This is a genomic window from Corynebacterium sp. HMSC063A05 (assembly GCF_001809695.1).
GTDB classification, from domain to species: Bacteria; Actinomycetota; Actinomycetes; order Mycobacteriales; family Mycobacteriaceae; genus Corynebacterium; species Corynebacterium amycolatum.
On sequence record NZ_KV798496.1, the window covers coordinates 183,254 to 201,293 of the forward strand.

At 57.8% G+C, this 18,040-nt stretch carries 16 protein-coding genes; 5 read left to right on the forward strand and 11 right to left on the reverse strand.

The window, feature by feature from the left end; genetic code table 11:
- The first annotated feature begins 41 nt into the window (after window positions 1–41).
- The gene (locus HMPREF2651_RS02550) at window positions 42–728 is read left to right on the forward strand and encodes a TetR/AcrR family transcriptional regulator (protein ID WP_052155599.1); all 687 of its coding nucleotides are present in this window, start codon (window positions 42–44) and stop codon (window positions 726–728) included.
- Here HMPREF2651_RS02550 and HMPREF2651_RS02555 read toward each other — a convergent pair.
- From HMPREF2651_RS02555 to HMPREF2651_RS02590, 8 genes are all read right to left on the reverse strand, one after another.
- Entirely contained in the window at window positions 661–1,701 is a 1,041-nt protein-coding gene (locus HMPREF2651_RS02555; RefSeq protein ID WP_049181168.1) for a uroporphyrinogen decarboxylase/cobalamine-independent methonine synthase family protein, read from the reverse strand. The genes HMPREF2651_RS02550 and HMPREF2651_RS02555 overlap by 68 nt on opposite strands.
- 27 nt (window positions 1,702–1,728) lie before the next feature.
- Window positions 1,729–2,850 carry a tRNA 2-thiouridine(34) synthase MnmA gene (mnmA, locus tag HMPREF2651_RS02560; RefSeq protein ID WP_038628517.1) on the reverse strand — a complete coding sequence of 374 codons (1,122 nt, stop codon included), beginning with the start codon at window positions 2,848–2,850 and terminating at the stop codon, window positions 1,729–1,731.
- 129 nt (window positions 2,851–2,979) lie between these two features.
- A complete protein-coding gene (locus HMPREF2651_RS02565) occupies window positions 2,980–4,176 on the reverse strand; it encodes a cysteine desulfurase family protein (protein WP_080972857.1) in 1,197 nt (398 codons plus the stop codon).
- Between the two features lie 189 nt (window positions 4,177–4,365).
- Complete coding sequence (locus HMPREF2651_RS02570) at window positions 4,366–5,310, reverse strand: electron transfer flavoprotein subunit alpha/FixB family protein (protein WP_038628515.1); 945 nt, start codon at window positions 5,308–5,310, stop codon at window positions 4,366–4,368.
- 54 nt (window positions 5,311–5,364) lie between these two features.
- Window positions 5,365–6,150, reverse strand: coding sequence for an electron transfer flavoprotein subunit beta/FixA family protein (locus HMPREF2651_RS02575; RefSeq protein ID WP_038628514.1), 786 nt, complete (start codon window positions 6,148–6,150; stop codon window positions 5,365–5,367).
- A gap of 337 nt (window positions 6,151–6,487) precedes the next feature.
- Window positions 6,488–7,672, reverse strand: coding sequence for a THUMP-like domain-containing protein (locus HMPREF2651_RS02580; protein ID WP_038628511.1), 1,185 nt, complete (start codon window positions 7,670–7,672; stop codon window positions 6,488–6,490).
- Between the two features lie 53 nt (window positions 7,673–7,725).
- Window positions 7,726–8,565: an NUDIX hydrolase gene (locus tag HMPREF2651_RS02585; RefSeq protein ID WP_038628510.1), complete on the reverse strand. Its 840-nt coding sequence runs from the start codon at window positions 8,563–8,565 to the stop codon at window positions 7,726–7,728.
- Between the two features lie 6 nt (window positions 8,566–8,571).
- The gene (locus HMPREF2651_RS02590) at window positions 8,572–9,408 is read right to left on the reverse strand and encodes an ABC transporter ATP-binding protein (RefSeq protein WP_038628508.1); all 837 of its coding nucleotides are present in this window, start codon (window positions 9,406–9,408) and stop codon (window positions 8,572–8,574) included.
- A 141-nt stretch (window positions 9,409–9,549) separates the two neighbouring features.
- Here HMPREF2651_RS02590 and HMPREF2651_RS02595 point away from each other — a divergent pair, with 141 nt between their 5' ends.
- Both HMPREF2651_RS02595 and glgB read left to right on the forward strand, forming a co-directional pair.
- Complete coding sequence (locus HMPREF2651_RS02595; RefSeq protein ID WP_049181167.1) at window positions 9,550–11,580, forward strand: alpha-1,4-glucan--maltose-1-phosphate maltosyltransferase; 2,031 nt, start codon at window positions 9,550–9,552, stop codon at window positions 11,578–11,580.
- A gap of 180 nt (window positions 11,581–11,760) precedes the next feature.
- A complete protein-coding gene (gene glgB / locus HMPREF2651_RS02600; RefSeq protein ID WP_049181166.1) occupies window positions 11,761–13,956 on the forward strand; it encodes a 1,4-alpha-glucan branching protein GlgB in 2,196 nt (731 codons plus the stop codon).
- Window positions 13,957–14,084: 128 nt separating this feature from the next.
- On the opposite strand, the gene HMPREF2651_RS02605 is transcribed toward glgB, so the two are convergent.
- Window positions 14,085–15,257, reverse strand: coding sequence for a serine hydrolase (locus tag HMPREF2651_RS02605; protein ID WP_049181165.1), 1,173 nt, complete (start codon window positions 15,255–15,257; stop codon window positions 14,085–14,087).
- Window positions 15,258–15,591: 334 nt separating this feature from the next.
- On the opposite strand from HMPREF2651_RS02605, the gene HMPREF2651_RS02610 reads away from it, so the two are divergent.
- On the forward strand, window positions 15,592–15,987 hold the full coding sequence (locus HMPREF2651_RS02610) for a TIGR02611 family protein (protein ID WP_038628495.1): 396 nt from the start codon (window positions 15,592–15,594) through the stop codon (window positions 15,985–15,987).
- A 35-nt stretch (window positions 15,988–16,022) separates the two neighbouring features.
- Here HMPREF2651_RS02610 and HMPREF2651_RS02615 read toward each other — a convergent pair whose 3' ends face one another.
- Window positions 16,023–17,072 (reverse strand): co-chaperone YbbN, encoded by a 1,050-nt coding sequence (locus tag HMPREF2651_RS02615; RefSeq protein ID WP_049181164.1) that lies wholly within the window; start codon window positions 17,070–17,072, stop codon window positions 16,023–16,025.
- A gap of 83 nt (window positions 17,073–17,155) precedes the next feature.
- Entirely contained in the window at window positions 17,156–17,461 is a 306-nt protein-coding gene (locus tag HMPREF2651_RS02620; protein ID WP_038628488.1) for a thiamine-binding protein, read from the reverse strand.
- Window positions 17,462–17,492: 31 nt separating this feature from the next.
- Between HMPREF2651_RS02620 and mce the strand changes: the two genes are divergently transcribed.
- Window positions 17,493–17,945: a methylmalonyl-CoA epimerase gene (mce, locus tag HMPREF2651_RS02625; RefSeq protein ID WP_005509354.1), complete on the forward strand. Its 453-nt coding sequence runs from the start codon at window positions 17,493–17,495 to the stop codon at window positions 17,943–17,945.
- The last annotated feature ends 95 nt before the right edge of the window (window positions 17,946–18,040 follow it).

Below are 18,040 nucleotides of genomic sequence, written 5' to 3' on the forward strand. Positions count from 1 at the left end.
AACGAACGCTCCATTTCTTCTCAGAATCCGAGGATTTCGCCATGCCTAGAATTTCTGCGGCCACCGTTGTCGAACACCGTCGACAAGTCAATGAAAAGCTGATGGATGCCGCTAGCAGCCTGCTCGCAAAACAAACACTTAGCGACATCGAGGCACCCCTTAAGGTGGGTGAGATTGCAAAGGAAGCCGGAATTGCTCGGTCCAGTTTTTATCGCTACTACAACACTGTCGATGATCTGGTCGCAGCGTTGGTCCTACGCGACTTCCCCGAATGGAAAGCCACCGTCGGCACTTCCGTGAAAGAGGCAAAGGACCCTATTTCCGCAGCTCGCGCATTTGTCCGCGCCAACATCAGTATGGCCAGCGACTCAAAGCACGCGTGGCGCACCGCTGTCTTTTCCTACCACTTTCACCAAGATGCACAGCGCGAAATCGGTGCGATTCACTCGGAACTGCATGACATTCTCGTCGTGGCAATCACTAAGCTCGACAGCCTCGCCGAATCTCAGGGCTATCTCGTCGCACGCACAATCCAAAACATTGTCAACTCCGCCGTCACTGCCGTAGAGGCACTTTCGCTTAACGACGAACAGTTGGATACCTACATTGCGTGGCATGAAGAAGCTGTGGAAGCGATATTGGTCTCCGCTACCGCGCAGGCTACAAATCCCCCGCAGCGCGACGCATCAACTCAGCTGTCTCCCGACCCGCACGAAGCTGAGCAATAGTTTCATCAATGTCGCTGTGCGCAAACCCTGACACTGGGGCAATGGAGAGTTTGCTTGCGCGGTTCTGGTGGGAATACCCCAATTCCTCCCACAACCGTGCAGCCTGCTCAGCTACTCCACGCGGAGAGCTACCGATAGCTGCTCCGGTAAACTCTTCCCGCTCCGCTACATGCACGGGCACGATGCCAAGCTGCAGCTCTATTCCCTTATCGACCGCCGCAGCAACAAAGTCCAGGTTTGCATTCGTCGAGAGTTCAGTATGCGGAATCCACAGCCCGGTAACACCGGAGTCTGCAATTGCGCTGAGCTCCACACCCTCAATTTTCTCCACGGCGATTGCGGTCTCGATTCCATCGTTAAGCAATTCGGACGTGAGACGGCGGTACTCTTCGGCGATCTCACGCGATCCGACAGCTGGAAGGTAGCCGTTGATACCAAGCATCATTGAAGGGGCGCGTACTGTCCCGCTGGCAACTGCACTGAGCATCGGCTCAACGAGAAGGACTTCCACGGCGCAATCAAAGCGACGTCGCACATCGGCAGCCTGGTCGATGAGGCCAGCAGCCAGAGATTCGGCGAAGTAGGAAACTGCACCAGGGTCTGTTGCCACTAACCTGCCACCGGCAGTTTCCACGGAAGCTGCCATAGTCCAGGGGCCAGCTGCTACCAGGCGAACCAGCTGAGGCGCCGTTTCCCACAGTTCTTCGCAGGCATCAATGTCTCGAGCGAGGAAATCACGGGCCCGGGATTGAAGCCGGCCGACTCTGTCAGCTATCTTCCAGCTGCGCGCTCCCCTATCCACGTTCAGGTCGGCCATGAGTACAGCCGTGCGGCCAATCAAATCAGCACCGAGGCCGCGCGCAGGAAGTAGCGGCAGCGCTACATGTCCGTCCAAGCATTCACCTATAATGATCTCTGCTGCTGCACGGGGATCGATACCCGGCATGGGGCCTAAGCCGACAAAAGATGTCACGGTAAACGCGCTCTCCTGAATGAGGAATTAACAAGTAGCAATAATCGTGCCAGAACCGAGCACATAGTCTCCGGCCGGATCAGCGTGATACAGCACCGCCGCCTGGCCTGGAGCGATACCGCGAAGCGGCTCGGAGAGCTTTAGCTCAAAAGCACCACCTCGGCCGGTGAGTGCATCCTCTGGACCTGCCTTAACGTCGACAGTGCAGTCCACAGGCTGACCGTGGGCACGTACCTGCACCTGTAGTTTCCCTGCATCTGCCGCTGCCACAACCTCCGAAGGCTCAACCAACCAAATAGCTCGGTCCGCCTGCAGCACATTGACCTTCAGATCTTCGGCAGTGCCAATGGTCACCGTTGCGGTATCCGCATCGATTCCAGTGACATAGCGTGGCTTGCCGTCAGCCATAGGCCCGGGCAGGCCAATGCCTTTGCGCTGGCCGATGGTGAACCCATAAACACCATCGTGCTCAGCGACGGTATCGCCGCTCTCCTTATCAACGATAAGGCCCGGCCGACGCCCAATTTTAGCGCCCAGAAAAGCCTGGGTATTCCCATCCGGAATGAAACAAATATCGTAAGAATCTGGCTTATTTGCCGTGCCCAGCCCCATATCGCGCGCTTCTTCGCGGATCTCGGGCTTTTCAGTATCGCCGACCGGGAAAAGGGAGTGGTTGAGTTGCTCACGGTCGAGCACTCCAAGGACGTAGGACTGATCCTTTTTCATATCGCGGCCACGGCGCAACAGACCATCGTCGCCAAGCAAAGCGTAGTGACCAGTCACCACCGCGTCGAAGCCGAGCGCCAGACCGCGTTCCAACAGGGCTGCGAACTTAATCCGTTCGTTGCAGCGCAGGCAGGGGTTGGGGGTTTCGCCACGTTCGTATGAGTCGTAGAAGTCGTCCATGACCTCTTCTTTGAAGCGCTCGGAGAAGTCCCATACATAGAACGGAATCCCCAATTCGTCGCATACCCGTCGCGCGTCGCCGGAGTCTTCCAGTGAACAGCAACCCCGGGAGCCAGCGCGAACGGACTGCGGATCCTTCGACAGGGCTAAGTGCACACCCACAACCTCGTGTCCTGCTGCCAATGCGCGAGCAGCTGCCACCGAAGAATCGACGCCACCACTCATAGCCGCCAAAACACGCATAGTGAATCCTTTCTGTGATTTGTACACCTAGTTTTGCCACCGTTGGAAAGCTCGTGTCACCGTACCATCGTTGAGCGGACCTGTAGTGATCCGCCGTAGTGGCCCCGCGCCCGTGAGACCAAACAACTACTACGCCATGCCGGCCTTGCGTGCTCGCATCACTGTTTCGGGCAGTGCTGCGATAACGGCATCGACATCGTCCTGCGTCGAGGTCCACCCCAGCGTAAAGCGGATGGCAGAACGCGCCTCGGGCTCACTCACGCCCATGGCTGAGAGCACATGAGAAGGACGATTAACGCCTGCACTACATGCCGAACCGGTCGAGCAATCGATACCAGCAGCGTCGAAAAGCATAATGAGGCTATCTGCTTCTGCACCGGGAAAACTGGCATATACGTGACCAGCTAATGCCGGCTGAGTTGTGTGCACGATTGCACCGTCAATGCCGGCAATCGCATGAGTCAGCTGTTCAGTGAGATTCTTGACCCGGTCATGTTCGGCTTGCATGTCAGAGACCGCCGCGCGCAAACCGGCCGCCATCCCCGCTGCCGATGCAACATCCTGGGTACCGGAACGCAATCCGCGCTCCTGGCCACCACCGTTGTTGTGGGGACATAGCGTTATATCCCGGCGCACTAATAACGCTCCGATGCCGCGGGGTCCGCCAAACTTATGGGCTGAGATTGCCATCGTCGCGGCACCCGAAGAATGAAAATCGATAGGCACATGACCAGCGGCCTGCACAGCGTCAATGTGGAAAGGAACCCGCGTTTTTCTAGCGAGCGCTGAAATCTCACTAATCGGTTGTACAGCCCCTGTTTCATTGTTGGCCCACATACAAGTCACCAGTGCAGTGGAGTTTCTGTCCAGCGTGGGAAAGGCTTGTAAATCCACCCTTCCCGTAGAGTCCACCGGGGCAGGGACAATTCGCGCCCAGTGTTCCTTCTCCAAATGACGACAGGTCTTCAACACTGCGTCGTGTTCAATTGGGGGAACCACAATGTCTGAACCTGTCGCCTTGAAGTACAAGCCGGAAACTGCCAGATTGTCAGCCTCCGTGCCTCCAGAGGTAAAAACTACCTCAATAGGGTCGGCACCAAGCAGCTCCGCTATTTCTTCGCGCGACTCCTCCAGAACTTTCTTAGCAACGCGAGCGGTAGTGTACTGCCCCGATGGGTTGGTCAAACCCAAGTTATCGACCATTGCCGTGCGTGCTTCTGGGCGCAGTGGTGTGGTGGCGGCATGATCCACAAAGTGGCGCGTCTTCGCAGAAGAATTCACGCCACTCTTTTTACGCGGAGCGGCAACATTGCGGTCATTAGACATGCAGGCAGTATAACGCCGGGCACGCCTAAAACTCACTACGCACCATCACCGAGGTCCTCTCACCACATCGGGTGAGATCAGTGGCGAATAAAAACCGTCCCATATAAAAACGGTCGGGGCGGGAACAGACGTGGAAATCTGTGCCCACCCCGAGCGGGTAGTTGCTAGCAGCCTTACGGCAAGTGCGTATTACTTCAGGTTCTCGATAGCCTGCGGGACAACGTCGAACAGGTCACCGACGACACCGAAGTCAGCAATCTCAAACAGCGGAGCCTCTTCGTCCTTGTTGACCACGACGATGGTCTTGGAGGTCTGCATACCGGCCTTGTGCTGAATTGCACCGGAGATACCCAGAGCAAGGTAGAGGTCCGGGGAAACGGTCTTACCGGTCTGGCCGACCTGGAACTGGCCCGGGTAGTAGCCAGCGTCAACAGCGGCACGGGAAGCACCAACAGCAGCGCCGAGAACGTCTGCCAGCGGCTCCACAACGTTCTTGAAGCCATCCTCGGATGCGACACCGCGGCCACCGGAAACAACCAGCTTAGCCTCGGTCAGCTCCGGACGGTCGCCGCCCTCAGCCGGTGCGAAGGAAACGATTTCGACAGCGTTGTTGCCGATCTCCGGGAATGCAATCTCAGTGACGTCAGCGGAACCGGACTTCTCCTCCGGGTCAACGGAACCCGGGCGCAGAGCGTAGACCGGGGATGCGCCGTAGCCGACACCGTCGACGATGTACTCGCCACCGAAGATGGAGTACTTAACGGAAGCGTCGTCGTTGATGGCAACAACGTCGGACAGCAGACCGGAACCGGTCAGTGCTGCAACGCGGCCAGCGATTTCCTTGCCGGTTGCGGAAGCGGAAACCAGCACCGGAACCTCACGCTCGGAGGCCAGGCCGACGAGAACGTCAACCTCAGGGGTGATCAGGTACTTAGCGGCATCGTCCGACTCAGCAGCGAGAATCTCGCCAGCGCCGTAGGAAGCCAGGGTCTCTGCAAAGCCAGCAGCGGTACCCGGGGTGCCCACGACAACTGCGGCCGGGGTGCCGAATGCGGAAGCAGCAGTCAGCAGTTCAGCGGTGGTGTTCTTCAGCTCGCCATTTGCGTGCTCGACGAGAACGAGGACGTCGGTCATAGTGATCTTTCTCCTACTTGTATCTCTATTTGTCTTCTATTCGCGTCAAGCGCCTTAGATGAACTTCTGGGCCTTGAGGTACTCGGCCAGCTTGGCGCCGCCGTCTCCCTCATCGTTAATGCGCTCACCAGCGGTCTTAGCAGGCTTCGGAGTGGAGCCAGTGACACCGGTAGCAGCGTTTTCGAGACCAACCTGCTCTGCCTCAGCAGCAACATCGTCCAGGGTCAGCTCGGTGACCGGCTTCTTCTTAGCGGCCATGATGCCCTTGAAGGATGCGAAGCGCGGGCTGTTTGCCTTCTCAGTGACGGAGACGACTGCCGGCAGGGATGCCTTGAGCTGGTAGATGCCGTCTTCAACCTCGCGCTCACCTGTGATGGAGTCACCCTCGATAGCCACAGAGCGCAGGTGAGTCAGAACCGGGAGGTCGCGGTAGACACCGAGGACAGCCGGGACGGAACCGGTGCCGCCGTCAGTGGAGGCGTTACCGGTGATGATGAGGTCAACATCCTCGAGGGTGTCAATGATATTAGACAGAGCCCATGCAGTCTGGACTGCGTCAGAGCCCTCAAGTGCGTCGTCCGAAAGAATGACGGCGTCGTCAGCACCCATGGACAGAGCCTTGCGCAGTGCCTCGATGGCACGATCCGGGCCAACAGTTGCGACGGTAACGTTACCGCCGTGTTCTTCCTTCAGCTGCAGGGCAGCCTCAACAGCGTTCTCATTAATTTCGTCGAGAACTGCGTCTGCAGACTCACGATCGAGGACAAACTTGTCGTCGGTGAGCTTACGCTCGGACCAGGTGTCCGGAACCTGCTTGACCAGAACCACAATGTTCGGCATTTTTCTGTCGTCCTTACTGGTTGATTACTGGTGAACGTTTATCTGACCTTACTTCGCAAGCCACCTCACAATAAAGTGAACCAGGCCACGCTCTAGGTCGTCTGTGTTGAAGATAACAGAACCTGTCGGGAATGCGAAGGTGATCCAGATAACAATGTCGTTATTTTTTTAAATTTTTTCTCACGCCACGAGCCCACCCCACCCGCTAACATGTCATTTCCGCATGTCAGAGGTTAATAATACGCAACCGATCGCAGTTGTCTCCGTGGTATTCGCCAACAGCAAACACCGATCCCCAACAGGCTACCCCCACCAATTTTCCGTCGTAACGCGGTCCTTAACCGACCTCTCGAGGCTCACAGATAAACGCCGTCGCGCTCCGCCCAATACGCGTGATCACCACCGCCAATGCCCTGGCACCTTTCAGCTTCCACTGCTTGCGCAACACGTCAGGGTTCACATCCACACCGCGCACGAGAATCTCCGCCGTCCCGCAATCCAACGCCGCCAGCGCCTTGCGAACCTGCTTCAAGCTCACTTGCTCAATAACTTCAAACCCGGCAATGCCCTGTGGCAACGCATCACCGCTAAGATGCGCAATCCGTTCATCGAGCTGCCACAGCCCATGTGCCGCCGCAAAATGCCGCACCAGCCCGGCGCGCACGATTGCTCCGTCCGGGTCAATGATGTACCGACCGGCCGCCCGTACGTCGATGTCGTCAGGCATGGTGTCGTCGTATGTCTGCACGTTCACCGCCGACAACTCTAACGGCCTGTGCTTATCGACGGTCTGGACAACCATCGCCGACCGCGTTACGGATTGCCCCTCGGTAACTCTGACCAGCCCCGGCGTATATAGACACGCCTCCTTGACCGCACCGTCAACCGAAGTGACAGCTACTTCCCCGCTCCACTCGCTGAAGTCGAGCCCCGGCGCGCATTTGATAGCTAGTTCTCTATCTGGCCAGGCGGCTATGAGCGCCGGCAGCGACGGGAGCAAATCCTCCGGGTTGGTGATCCTACGCCCACCGGAACGGCGTGCAGGGTCAGCGACAATGACAGGTACGTCAAAGGCCGGTTGCAAAGCATCGGCCTGCGCGAAGATGTTCTTGCCGACGTTATGCCGCGCCATGTCCAGCCGTGCAAGGTCGAGATCAGACCCGACAACGGTCAGACCCTCGTGGTCAATCGCTGCCACTTCAGTACCAATGGAGCAGGTCACATCGGCCACTGCTTCGACACCGAGATGCGAAAGCCTACGAGCGCGAGCCAGCGCGACGACAAAGGGCGTGGCCTGTTGCGCTGCTTCGGAAGAGAAAATCCAGTCCCCTGGCAGTTTGCTGACCGCCGAACGCCGAGCTGTTGCGACTTCAATGACCGCGCGACCAAACTCGCCACAGTGCCCGCGTAGATGCGCGGAGTCTGCAATCAGAGACTTTTTAGTAAGCGCGAGTTGGTCGGCCTCATCTAGCCACTCCGGGTGAGCCGCAACAGCGGCCACCTCTGCAGCGGACAGGGACACTCGTTATCTCCTTCCAATTAGGGGTTAGCCGATTAGCGGGGTTGAGTAGTCGATTAACGGTTCATACCTTTTCGCAAATGCCCCATGTGGGTGGCAACGGCAAAGTACTCATCCATAAAAGGTTCCCCGAGGAAGTCACTACTGGTGCGTCGCACCGGAGTGTTTCTAGCTGCCTCGAGAGCCTCCGCCACAGTACTGACACCGTCCAAGCGAGTCAGTTGCGCCCAGGTCGGAGGCATGAGGCCAAGTAACCCACGGCGCCATCCATCCAAAATCGTAGTCGGGCGGAACCAACCCGAAGATGACGCCTCAGAGGTGTCACCGTCGGCCCTTTGACCGTCGGGAAGCGCGGCGAGGAAGAAATAGGTGTCGTAGCGAATGGGGTTGGACTCGGGTGTCACCCAGTTAGCCCAAGGACTGACGAGTTCGGCATCGAGCACCAGATTTTCATTGCTAAGGAAATCCGTCAATGACAACTCGTGGGCTTCCAACTGTCGTCGCTGACGGTGGAAGCAGTGGCCATCTGCGACAATCTCACCGCCAGCATCGCGAACCAACAGAGTGCCTGTTTCCTCAAAGGTCTCACGCACGGCCGCGCAGGTGAGCGCGTGCGCCCGCGCGCGGTCGACGTTAAAAGCCTGTGCAATCCGCGACTCGGGGGCGGCTTCCGACGGCTCAGTCACGGTCATGCCCTCATTCGCGACAGCGGGGAAATCACGTCGGTCTACTCCACCGCCGGGAAACACGGTCATATTGGCCGCAAAGCGCATTGAGGATACACGTTCTTGAACGTAGACCTCGAGCCCGCAGTGGGTGTCACGGAGCAGCAATACAGTCGCTGCCAGTTTCGGCGACGCGGGCGTATTCGGAGTTTCAGGTGTCGGAACCGCCATGAGCGTCTACTTCTTCCGGTGCTTTCCAGCAGGCCGTGCCCGGCGCGCAAAGTAGCGATCATCGATGCGATCGACGACGATTTCCTGGTGGAAAGCCTTGGTCAGGTTCTCACTGGTCAGGACGTCGTCAATAAGCCCCTGTGCAATGACATTGCCTTCGTCAAGGAGCATCGCATGGGTGAAGCCGTACGGAATCTCTTCCGGGTGGTGCGTAATCATCACCATCGCCGGCGCATCCGGGTCGAGCGCGAGTTCGCCTAAGTAACCGACCAGGTCTTCACGACCGCCCAGGTCGAGCCCAGCGCCCGGCTCGTCGAGAAGCAGCAATTCAGGGTTGACCATCATGGCTCGTGCGATGAGCACGCGCTTTCGCTCTCCCTCACTGAGAGTTCCCCAGGTGCGGTCGGCAAGATGCTCAGCTCCCATGCGCTCGAGAATCTCGGAGAGCTGTTCGAAATCCATCTCTTCATAGGTCTCACGCCAGCGGCCCAAGACGGAGTAACTGGCGGAAATAACAAGGTCCGCGACCTTTTCATCATTGGGTATGCGGTGAGCAATCGACGACGACGTCAAACCGATCATGGTGCGCAAATCACGCATGTCGGTGCGACCAATCTGCTCTCCCATCACATGGGCCACCCCTGAAGACGGGAACTCCTCCGCTGCGGCAATGCGCATTAAAGAAGTCTTGCCTGCACCGTTCGGCCCCATGATGACCCAGCGCTCGTCAAGTTCTACTTGCCAATCCACCGGCCCGACCAGCGTACGGCCACCACGGATGAGGTGTACGTCGCGAAAGTCGATTAACAGATCTTCGTTAAAGTCTTCTTCCAATTCAGCCACACATCCATGGTGCCCTAACTTTGCCCAAATGTGCGCTCGGACATTCTCAACTATCCTCGGTAGAGAGCAAATCGAGTTCACTCGAGATGGCTTTTGCTTCGATTTTCACCTAGCTCGCCGACAATTAGGAGAACGTCTTTTATGACTGGTCGAATCGGTATTGATGACATCCGTCCTCAAATCAACGGTGGTGCAACTCCATCGAAGGCCGTAGTGGGTGAAGTCGTCCCAACCTTCGCCGTCATTTGGCGAGAAGGCCACGACGCGATGAACGCTACGCTCAACGTTAAGGGGCCGAAGGAATCAGCTTTTGCTTCCCGCTCACAGCGCATTCCAATGCACTTTTCTGACCACGATCTAAATCAGGTCAATGCCACCTTCGTCCCAGACGTCCCCGGACTGTGGACCATTCGCATTGATGCCTGGTCAGACCCGATGGCAACATGGCGCAACGCTATCACCAAGAAGTTCGAGGCCGGTCAGAGCGAAGCTGAGCTTTCTAATGATCTAGAAATTGGTGCCGCTCTCTTCGACCGCGCCGCCGCTGGTGCCGCTGCTATCCACCGCAACCACCTACGTTCCATCGCCGCAGGTCTGCGCGGCGACGGCGATCTTCGCGCCCGCATCGCAGCCGCGCTTTCCGACGAGACCCGCGCCATTTTGCAGGCGCACCCGGTACGCGACCTATTGACCCGCGGAAAAACCCGCAAAATCAAGGTTGACCGCCGCGAAGCCCTGTACTCCTCTTGGTACGAGTTCTTCCCCCGTTCTAACGGTGGTTACGGCGAAAACGGCGAGCTGCTGCACGGCACGTTCAAGACCGCGGTTGCACAGCTTGATCGCGCACAGCGCATGGGCTTCGACACGGTCTATCTGCCACCGATTCATCCAATCGGTGAAATCAACCGCAAGGGTCGCAACAACACCCTGACCCCGGAACCGGGCGATGTCGGTTCTCCGTGGGCTATCGGCTCCGCAGAAGGTGGCCACGACGCCATCCACCCGAGCCTCGGTGACGAAAAGGACTTCAAGGAGTTCATCAAGGCTGCTAAGGAGCGCGATCTAGAGGTCGCTATCGACCTAGCGCTGCAGTGTGCACCGGACCACCCGTGGGCTAAGGCTCACCCGGAGTGGTTCACTGTGCTGCCGGACGGCACCATTGCCTACGCCGAGAATCCGCCGAAGAAGTACCAGGACATCTACCCGCTGAACTTCGACAACGATGCCAAGGGCCTGTACGCAGAGGTTCTGCGTGTAGTGAAGTTTTGGGTCAAGCGTGGAGTCAAGGTCTTCCGCGTGGACAACCCCCACACCAAGCCGGGCAACTTCTGGGAATGGCTGATTGAAACGGTTCACGAAACCAACCCGGAGGTCATCTTCCTCGCCGAGGCCTTCACTGCCCCGGCCCGTCTCTACGGCCTGGCCAAAGCTGGCTTCACTCAGTCCTACATCTACTTCCCGTGGAAGACTACGAAGGAAGAGCTGACCGAATTCGGCGAGGAGATTACCCGCCATGCGGACATCGCTCGCCCATCCCTATGGGTTAATACCCCAGATATTCTGCATGATTTCCTGGTCAAGGGCGGCCGTGGCGCCTTCGCTATCCGCGCCGCGCTGGCTTCAACCCTTTCTCCGCTGTGGGGCATGTACTCCGGCTTCGAGCTGTTTGAAAATGTCCCGGTCAAGGAGGGCTCCGAGGAGTACCTCGACAGCGAGAAGTACCAGCTCCGCAGCCGCGACTACGACCAGGCACTGGCGACCGGCAACTCGCTGGAACCGTTCATTGCCACGCTGAACAAGATTCGCCGGGAGCACCCGGCTCTGCAGCAGCTGCGCAACCTGCACTTCCACGACATCGACAATGACAACCTGCTGGCTTACTCGAAGCACGATCCGGTCACCGGCGATGCCATCCTCGTTGTTCTCAACCTCGATCCATGGAATGCCCAGGAAGCTACCGTGCACCTCGACATGGATTGCATTGGGCTCCGCAACCACGACCGCATGGATGTCACTGACCTGATTACCGGCAACCAGTTCAACTGGGGCAAGGACAACTACGTCCGCCTGGCACCGTGGGAAAACGTCGCGCACATCATCAAGCTGCCGGAAATCGATGTCAAGCTCCGCCACAAGTTGGCTTGGCGCAACGTCCCCGACTACGAGGGCTAAAACGCTTGCTGGGAACTTTCGGGGTTAGTGGGCCGCTGACCTGGCCACTGTCGCAACGATTCGTCGTTAGGCTGGCAGGTGAGTTAGCAGCCCACTGTCCCCTACCTCCCTCTATTTCTTTAGCACTGAACTCAACAACTTCACATTCACCTACCTAGAAACGCTTCGGAAGGACCTTCCATGGGAGCCCACACAGATCCCCGCCTCGCAATTGATTCCGGCGATATGGATCGCCTGCGCTACTGCACCCATCACGATCCGCACAGCATCTACGGCGCACACGTCGTGGACGGTGACACGGTAATTCGCACGAGGGTCTTCGGCGCTCAGACAGTTACTATCGTCAGCACTCGCGGCGAATTTGAGGCGGAAAACCTGGGCGACGGTTTCTTTACCGCCCTCGTCCCAGGCGGCGATGACTTCGACTACCGCCTGCGTATTACGTGGGACTCCGGCGAAACCGTAGAGCGTGCCGACGGCTACCGTTTCCTCCCCACTATTGGCGCTGGTGACCTGCACCTAATCGGCGAGGGACGTCATGAGGAACTGTGGAAGGTCCTCGGTGCTCACCTTCGCAGTTACGACACCGAGCTGGGTACGGTCGAAGGCACCTCGTTTACGGTCTGGGCTCCGAACGCACGCGGCGTCGCCGTGGTCGGTGACTTCTGTATGTGGAACGGTGCGCAGTACCCAATGCGCTCTATGGGTGGCGCAGGTATCTGGGAACTGTTCATCCCGGGTGTTGGTGAGGGCGATGTCTACAAGTTCGCCATCACAACACCGGAGGGACAGCGCCGCGATAAGGCCGACCCGATGGCGCGTGCTGCGGAACTGCCACCAGCTACCGGATCGATCGTTGCGACCTCCGACTACACCTGGGGCGACCAAGCGTGGATGGAAAAGCGCGCTAACACAGACTGGGCCGAAGAGCCCATCTCTATCTACGAGGTCCACTTGGGTTCCTGGAAACAGGGCCTGAGCTACGAAGTTATGGCGGAGAAGCTGGTGCGCTACGTGGTCGACATGGGCTACACCCATGTGGAGTTCATGCCAGTATGTGAGCACCCGTTCACCGGTTCCTGGGGTTATCAGGTTTCCGGCTACTACGCTCCGACCAGCCGCTTCGGCACCCCAGATCAGTTCCGCGGTCTGGTTGATGCCTTCCACGCCGCTGGCATCGGTGTCATCATGGACTGGGTTCCGGGGCACTTCCCGAAGGACGAGTTCGCACTTGCCCGTTTCGATGGCACGGCTTGCTACGAGCACCCGGACTGGCGCCGCGGCGAGCAGCGCGACTGGGGTACCTACGTTTTCGACTTCGGCCGCAACGAGGTGCGCAACTTCCTCTACGCCAACGCGCTGTACTGGGCGGAAGAATTCCACATCGATGGTCTGCGCGTCGACGCAGTGGCTTCCATGCTGTACCTGGACTACTCCCGCAATGAAGGCGAGTGGCTACCGAACCAGTATGGCGGCCGTGAAAACCTCGATGCTGTTCAGTTCCTGCAGGAATTCAACGCCACTGTGCACAAGCACAACCCGGGCTTCCTCACCGTGGCCGAAGAATCTACTTCCTGGCCGGGTGTGACCGCACCTACCGAACACGGTGGCTTGGGCTTCTCTATGAAGTGGAACATGGGCTGGATGAATGACACGCTGGAGTACTTCAGCAAGGAGCCGATTTACCGCTCCTACCACCACCATGAGCTCACCTTCGCTATGGTCTACGCTTACTCGGAAGAGTTCATTCTGCCGATTAGCCACGACGAGGTCGTGCACGGCAAGGGCTCGCTGTGGGAGCGCATGCCGGGCGGTGACTGGGATAAGGCCGCAGGCCTGCGTACTTTCCTGACCTTCATGTGGGCGCACCCGGGCAAGCAGCTTCTATTCCAGGGTCAGGATCTTGGCCAGAACCACGAGTGGAACCACGATGAGTCCGTGGCTTGGGACAACCTCGAAGGTTGGGGCGGCGAATTCCACCGCGGCATTCAGCTGCTGGTTAAGGACATCAACGCCATCTACAAGGAAAACCCGGCGTTCTACACCCAGGATGACCGCCCAGAGGGATTCCAGTGGATTAACGCGGATGATTCCACAAACAATGTTGTGTCCTTTGTCCGTTACGGCACCGATGGCTCGGTCGTCGCCTGCGTCTATAACCTGTCGGGAACCACGCAGGAAATCTACAAGATTGGCGTACCGCGCGGTGGTCAATGGACGGAGATTCTGAACACAAATGCATCACGTTACGAGGGCTCCGGCTACGGTGAAAACGGTACGGTAACCGCGGTCGAGCACGGTTGGAACGGCCAGGCTCACTCGATTGATTTGGTGCTGCCGGCCAACACCGCCGTTTGGCTGAAGTGGCAGGGCTAATCCCGAATCCACCCGAATAGAAGACAATCGCATAGGAATTGCCCGTGCTGCACGGTTTTCAGTGACCTGAGTTTCGGCCTGAAAACCTGACCCACGGGCAATTTTGTTTTGGGGAGCGTATCCAGGTCCTATCCTCGGAACGGATTGAACCAGTCAGGTTCCAAAGATTCGTTGTAATTCGCAGAATCTGAATCATCGGTGTACGCGGATCCATCCATGCTGTCGGTTCCGATGCGATCCGGAATGCCGTCGCCATCCTCATCCGCGCTCCACGTCGCAGCCTGCTTGGCAGTCAGTGGCTTTCCATCCTCACCAAGGCGATTGTAATCCGGCAGAAGCGGGCCGATTTGGGAACCCAGCTGGCCGAGCAGGCCGTCGGTAAGCTCATTGAGCGGCACCCCATCAAAGCGCGTCGTAATTGCGTAAGCGATGGGCCCGGCCGCGGTGTACAAAATACCGTGATCATTAACGCCCTCGGCAGTGTCACCGGTCTTCTGTACCGCGGATCCGACGTACATCACAAACTTCTGCGAACCACCGTAAGTGAGGTAGGTCAATGCAGTTTGTGCTGTGTCCTTGGTAATGAAGTTGTGCTTTGAGGTGCCATCGGCCACTTCCTGGAGACGTGCCATGAACAGCGCAGCCTGAGAGGGAGTAAACCAGGACCGATCACCGCTGGGATTGGGGATGTTGAACTTGTTGCCCAGGTGGTAGCGCTTGTCATCAACACCGGCTTCCTTGATGGTTTTATTGACCTCGTCGAAACCACCGACAGCGTCAATCAACCCATTCGCCGCGGTGTTGTCCGAATACCGCATCACGTATTGCAACAGCCCGTCGAGCGTGTATTGACCAGGACCAATCACGCTTCCGCCAACACCGTTGTCCCAATCGACCGTCACCGTCTTGTCTAGGTCATCGCCAAATTTCTTCAGCGCAGTAACCACCAACGGAGCCTTAATGGTCGATGCGGAGTACTCCTTCGTGTCCTCGCCTACCGACGCCGTGAGCCCCTTGTACGGACCGTCAATGACGCGCAAATAGGCGCCCAATTCAATGCCATAGTTGTCGGAGAAATCCTTAGCCGCGGTATCGAGGGCGTCCTGGGCATCAGGCCAGACGACTTCCTCGGAAGCATCCCAACCGTTATCTGGAGCTTTTGGCTTTGCGGCAGCAGAGGTGGCCTTGGCCCCGGTGGCGTTTGAGCCATCGATGGTGCACCCCACCAACAGAGTCGAGGCCGAAAGCGCAACAAGGACCGAGGCGGAAGTAGCGCGAAGGGCTTTGGGGCGAAGTCGCATGCAAAACTCCTGGCTGCAGAAAACTGAAGACCGAAGGCACCTAGCGCAGTATGAACTGCCTGAGGTGAACAGGCGGATGAAAGGCAGTGGTAACTGCTGTAAACCACTATGAACTGTTGGAAGATTACCACCTTCCGAAAAATCTCGTTGCACTGGGGCGCAACTTTTATGCAACAATGGATTAAATATAGACATGATTTATAAAGTCAAGGTCCAACGGTGCACCCAGGCAGTTGAGCTGCACATTTGATGTTTGTTGTGTCAACGATGCCTTGTTTTGAGACCGCTGCTAGGAGTACTACACGGCACCGAAAATCGGAGGAAGTGAATCGCAATGGAAGAAAAGGTACATCGCTTGATGGACCGCATGCAGATTCGCCATGCCCATATGCGTAACACCTGGTACGGACCGGTGCTCTCCCCAGTTCTTCTCGTCGCAGGCTTCGCACTGCTCATTGTTGGCATTATCATTTTGCCAACTCCTGCCCCCGGATGGCTCTGCATCTTTGTTGCACTGGGAATTCTCTCGTTGGTCCACCCACCGACACGTCGCCTGAACATCTGGTTGGCAGCAAAATTGGACGCCTTTTACGCCTGGTATGCGCAGCGCCATGTGGCAATGAAAGCAACGCTTTTCCTGTTGCTGATGGCGTTTATGGCCGCTGTAATGGGCAGCGTCTACTACTTCATGGCTCCGGATGCCTGGCCGTACACCGACGCTTCTAGCTAGGAGCCTGCGCTTTCAAGGCTCCTAGTACAGTGCTCCTAGTACAGTGCGCTAGCCATCCTCCGGCGCGCATCCAATGCCACTGGATCTGTGGTATCGAATAGCACAAGCAGCTCTAGTAGACGCGACTTGATGGTCTCACGGTCATCGCCAAACACCTGCGGGAGCAACTTCAACAAACGATCGAGCGCCTTCGCTGGGTCGTCGACAAGCATCGTGACATCCGCGGCATCGAGGGCGAGCGCGACGTCCTTCGGCGCTGCGTCGGCTTTTGCAATTGGATCTGCACTGCGATCAATTTTGGCAGCGCGGGCGAAGAAGGACACATTCGCGTGAGCGCGCTTCAGACCCTGATTTGCGGGCTCGGACTGCAGCATAGCGTCATACAACTCCAACGCCCCGTCGAAATTGCCCTCCTCGAGCAGCTCTTCGGCCTGCTCCAAACGCGGGTCATCGGTGGGTACGGGATTGCCGAAGAAGTCAGTCGGCTCGGGAGCCTCCGGCTCGCTGCCCTCCCCAGCCATACGAGTTCCCGCCGGCAACCCCTTGAGACGCCCCCGAGTGGCCTCCATAACCTGCGCCAGCCACTGCTCCAGCCAATCCCTGGTTTTCTCGCCTACAAACATGCCAATGGGACTGCCCATAGCCACGGCCGTGACTGTCGGCACTGCCTGCACACCGAATGCCTGGGCCAGCTGCGGATGCTCCTCAGCATCCGCCCACGCCAGAATCCAGTTCAAATTGGCCTCACGGGCCATGCCTTCTAGCTCAGCCCGAAGACGTAGCGAATCAGCTGCTCCCGCCATGCCGATTAAGACAATTACCGGTACCTGCTCCGAGCGCAGAACGACTTCTGCCTCAAGGGTCTGCGGGGCAATCTCCACCACAGGAGGAAGCCCGTCTCCCTGATCACTGGTTGCCCGCTCGATTTCCTCTCGGTGCTTACGTTCGGCTTCGGCGCGCTGGTGGAGCTGCTCCAAATCAACCGTACCGGGCGGTGGTGGCGGGGTCGAGCACTCGCGGTGACCGTGTGCTCCATGCGAGTGACCATGCGAATGGCCATGTGCGTGACCATGTCCAGCTGGCATCGTAAAAGGGTTCCTCTCCAGTGTCGTCGTAAAGCCTATGTAAAGACCTATGTAGAGCCTACGTGTCCAAGCCGAACAAGAGACTAGTCGGTAGCTTTTAGCGCATCCTCCACCGCATCGACTTTCGCACGCAGCTGCCCGGTGTACCCGTTGCGAATGTCCGCTTTGATGACGAGAGAAGTGCGCGGACTGACACGGCTGACTGCTTCCGTGGCTCGCTTAACCACGTCCATGACCTCATCCCACTCGCCTTCAACAAGGGTGAACATGGCATTAGTTTCGTTGGGCAGGCCAGATTCGCGCACAACACGTACGGCTTCAGCAACGGCCTCAGCCATTCCCTGCTCAGGATCGGAGAAAGTGGGGGCAACAGAAAATGCGACAATCATGGCGCCGATAATAGCGAGTACTCTGGAAACTATGAGTGAGACACAGATTCCCGTTCCCCATAAGTACGTAGTCGCTGTTGATCACGTCGGCGTCGCGGTCCCAGATTTTGATGCCGCTATTGAGTGGTACCGCGCAAACCTGGGGTTCATCAACTACCACGATGAGGTCAATGAAGAGCAGGGCGTCCACGAGGCCATGGTCGGCCCGGCCGACAAGGTTGAAGGTGGCACTCTGGTTCAGATTCTCGCGCCGCTGAATGACCAGTCCACCATTGCAAAGTACCTGGACAAGAAGGGGCCGGGAATCCAGCAGTACGCAGTTCGCGTCACTGATTTGGAGGCTCTGATGGCACATCTGAAGGAGCAGGGCACCCGCGTGCTCTACCCGGAGCCGAAGATTGGCACCGCAGGTTCGCGCATCAACTTCATCCACCCGAAGGATGCCGGTGGCGTCCTGCTGGAGCTCGTTGAGCCGGCAAAGTAAATCTATCCCCAGCGGCGCGTGATAGTGCGGTGAGCTCTGTTGCGCCAGCAGTTAGTGTGCCAATGGCGCCGGTCATCGGCGCCGGCACCATAATC

Bases quoted from the DNA above. Each gene is read 5' to 3' on its own strand.
- HMPREF2651_RS02565 (WP_080972857.1), bottom strand. From the start codon at position 4,176: ATGTCTAATGACCGCAATGTTGCCGCTCCGCGTAAAAAGAGTGGCGTG.
- HMPREF2651_RS02620 (WP_038628488.1), bottom strand. From the start codon at position 17,461: ATGATTGTCGCATTTTCTGTTGCCCCCACTTTCTCCGATCCTGAGCAG.
- HMPREF2651_RS02550 (WP_052155599.1), top strand. From the start codon at position 42: ATGCCTAGAATTTCTGCGGCCACCGTTGTCGAACACCGTCGACAAGTC.
- HMPREF2651_RS02615 (WP_049181164.1), bottom strand. From the start codon at position 17,072: ATGCCAGCTGGACATGGTCACGCACATGGCCATTCGCATGGTCACTCG.
- glgB (WP_049181166.1), top strand. From the start codon at position 11,761: ATGGGAGCCCACACAGATCCCCGCCTCGCAATTGATTCCGGCGATATG.
- HMPREF2651_RS02575 (WP_038628514.1), bottom strand. From the start codon at position 6,150: ATGCCGAACATTGTGGTTCTGGTCAAGCAGGTTCCGGACACCTGGTCC.
- HMPREF2651_RS02610 (WP_038628495.1), top strand. From the start codon at position 15,592: ATGGAAGAAAAGGTACATCGCTTGATGGACCGCATGCAGATTCGCCAT.
- HMPREF2651_RS02570 (WP_038628515.1), bottom strand. From the start codon at position 5,310: ATGACCGACGTCCTCGTTCTCGTCGAGCACGCAAATGGCGAGCTGAAG.
- mce (WP_005509354.1), top strand. From the start codon at position 17,493: ATGAGTGAGACACAGATTCCCGTTCCCCATAAGTACGTAGTCGCTGTT.
- HMPREF2651_RS02605 (WP_049181165.1), bottom strand. From the start codon at position 15,257: ATGCGACTTCGCCCCAAAGCCCTTCGCGCTACTTCCGCCTCGGTCCTT.
- mnmA (WP_038628517.1), bottom strand. From the start codon at position 2,850: ATGCGTGTTTTGGCGGCTATGAGTGGTGGCGTCGATTCTTCGGTGGCA.
- HMPREF2651_RS02585 (WP_038628510.1), bottom strand. From the start codon at position 8,565: ATGGCGGTTCCGACACCTGAAACTCCGAATACGCCCGCGTCGCCGAAA.
- HMPREF2651_RS02595 (WP_049181167.1), top strand. From the start codon at position 9,550: ATGACTGGTCGAATCGGTATTGATGACATCCGTCCTCAAATCAACGGT.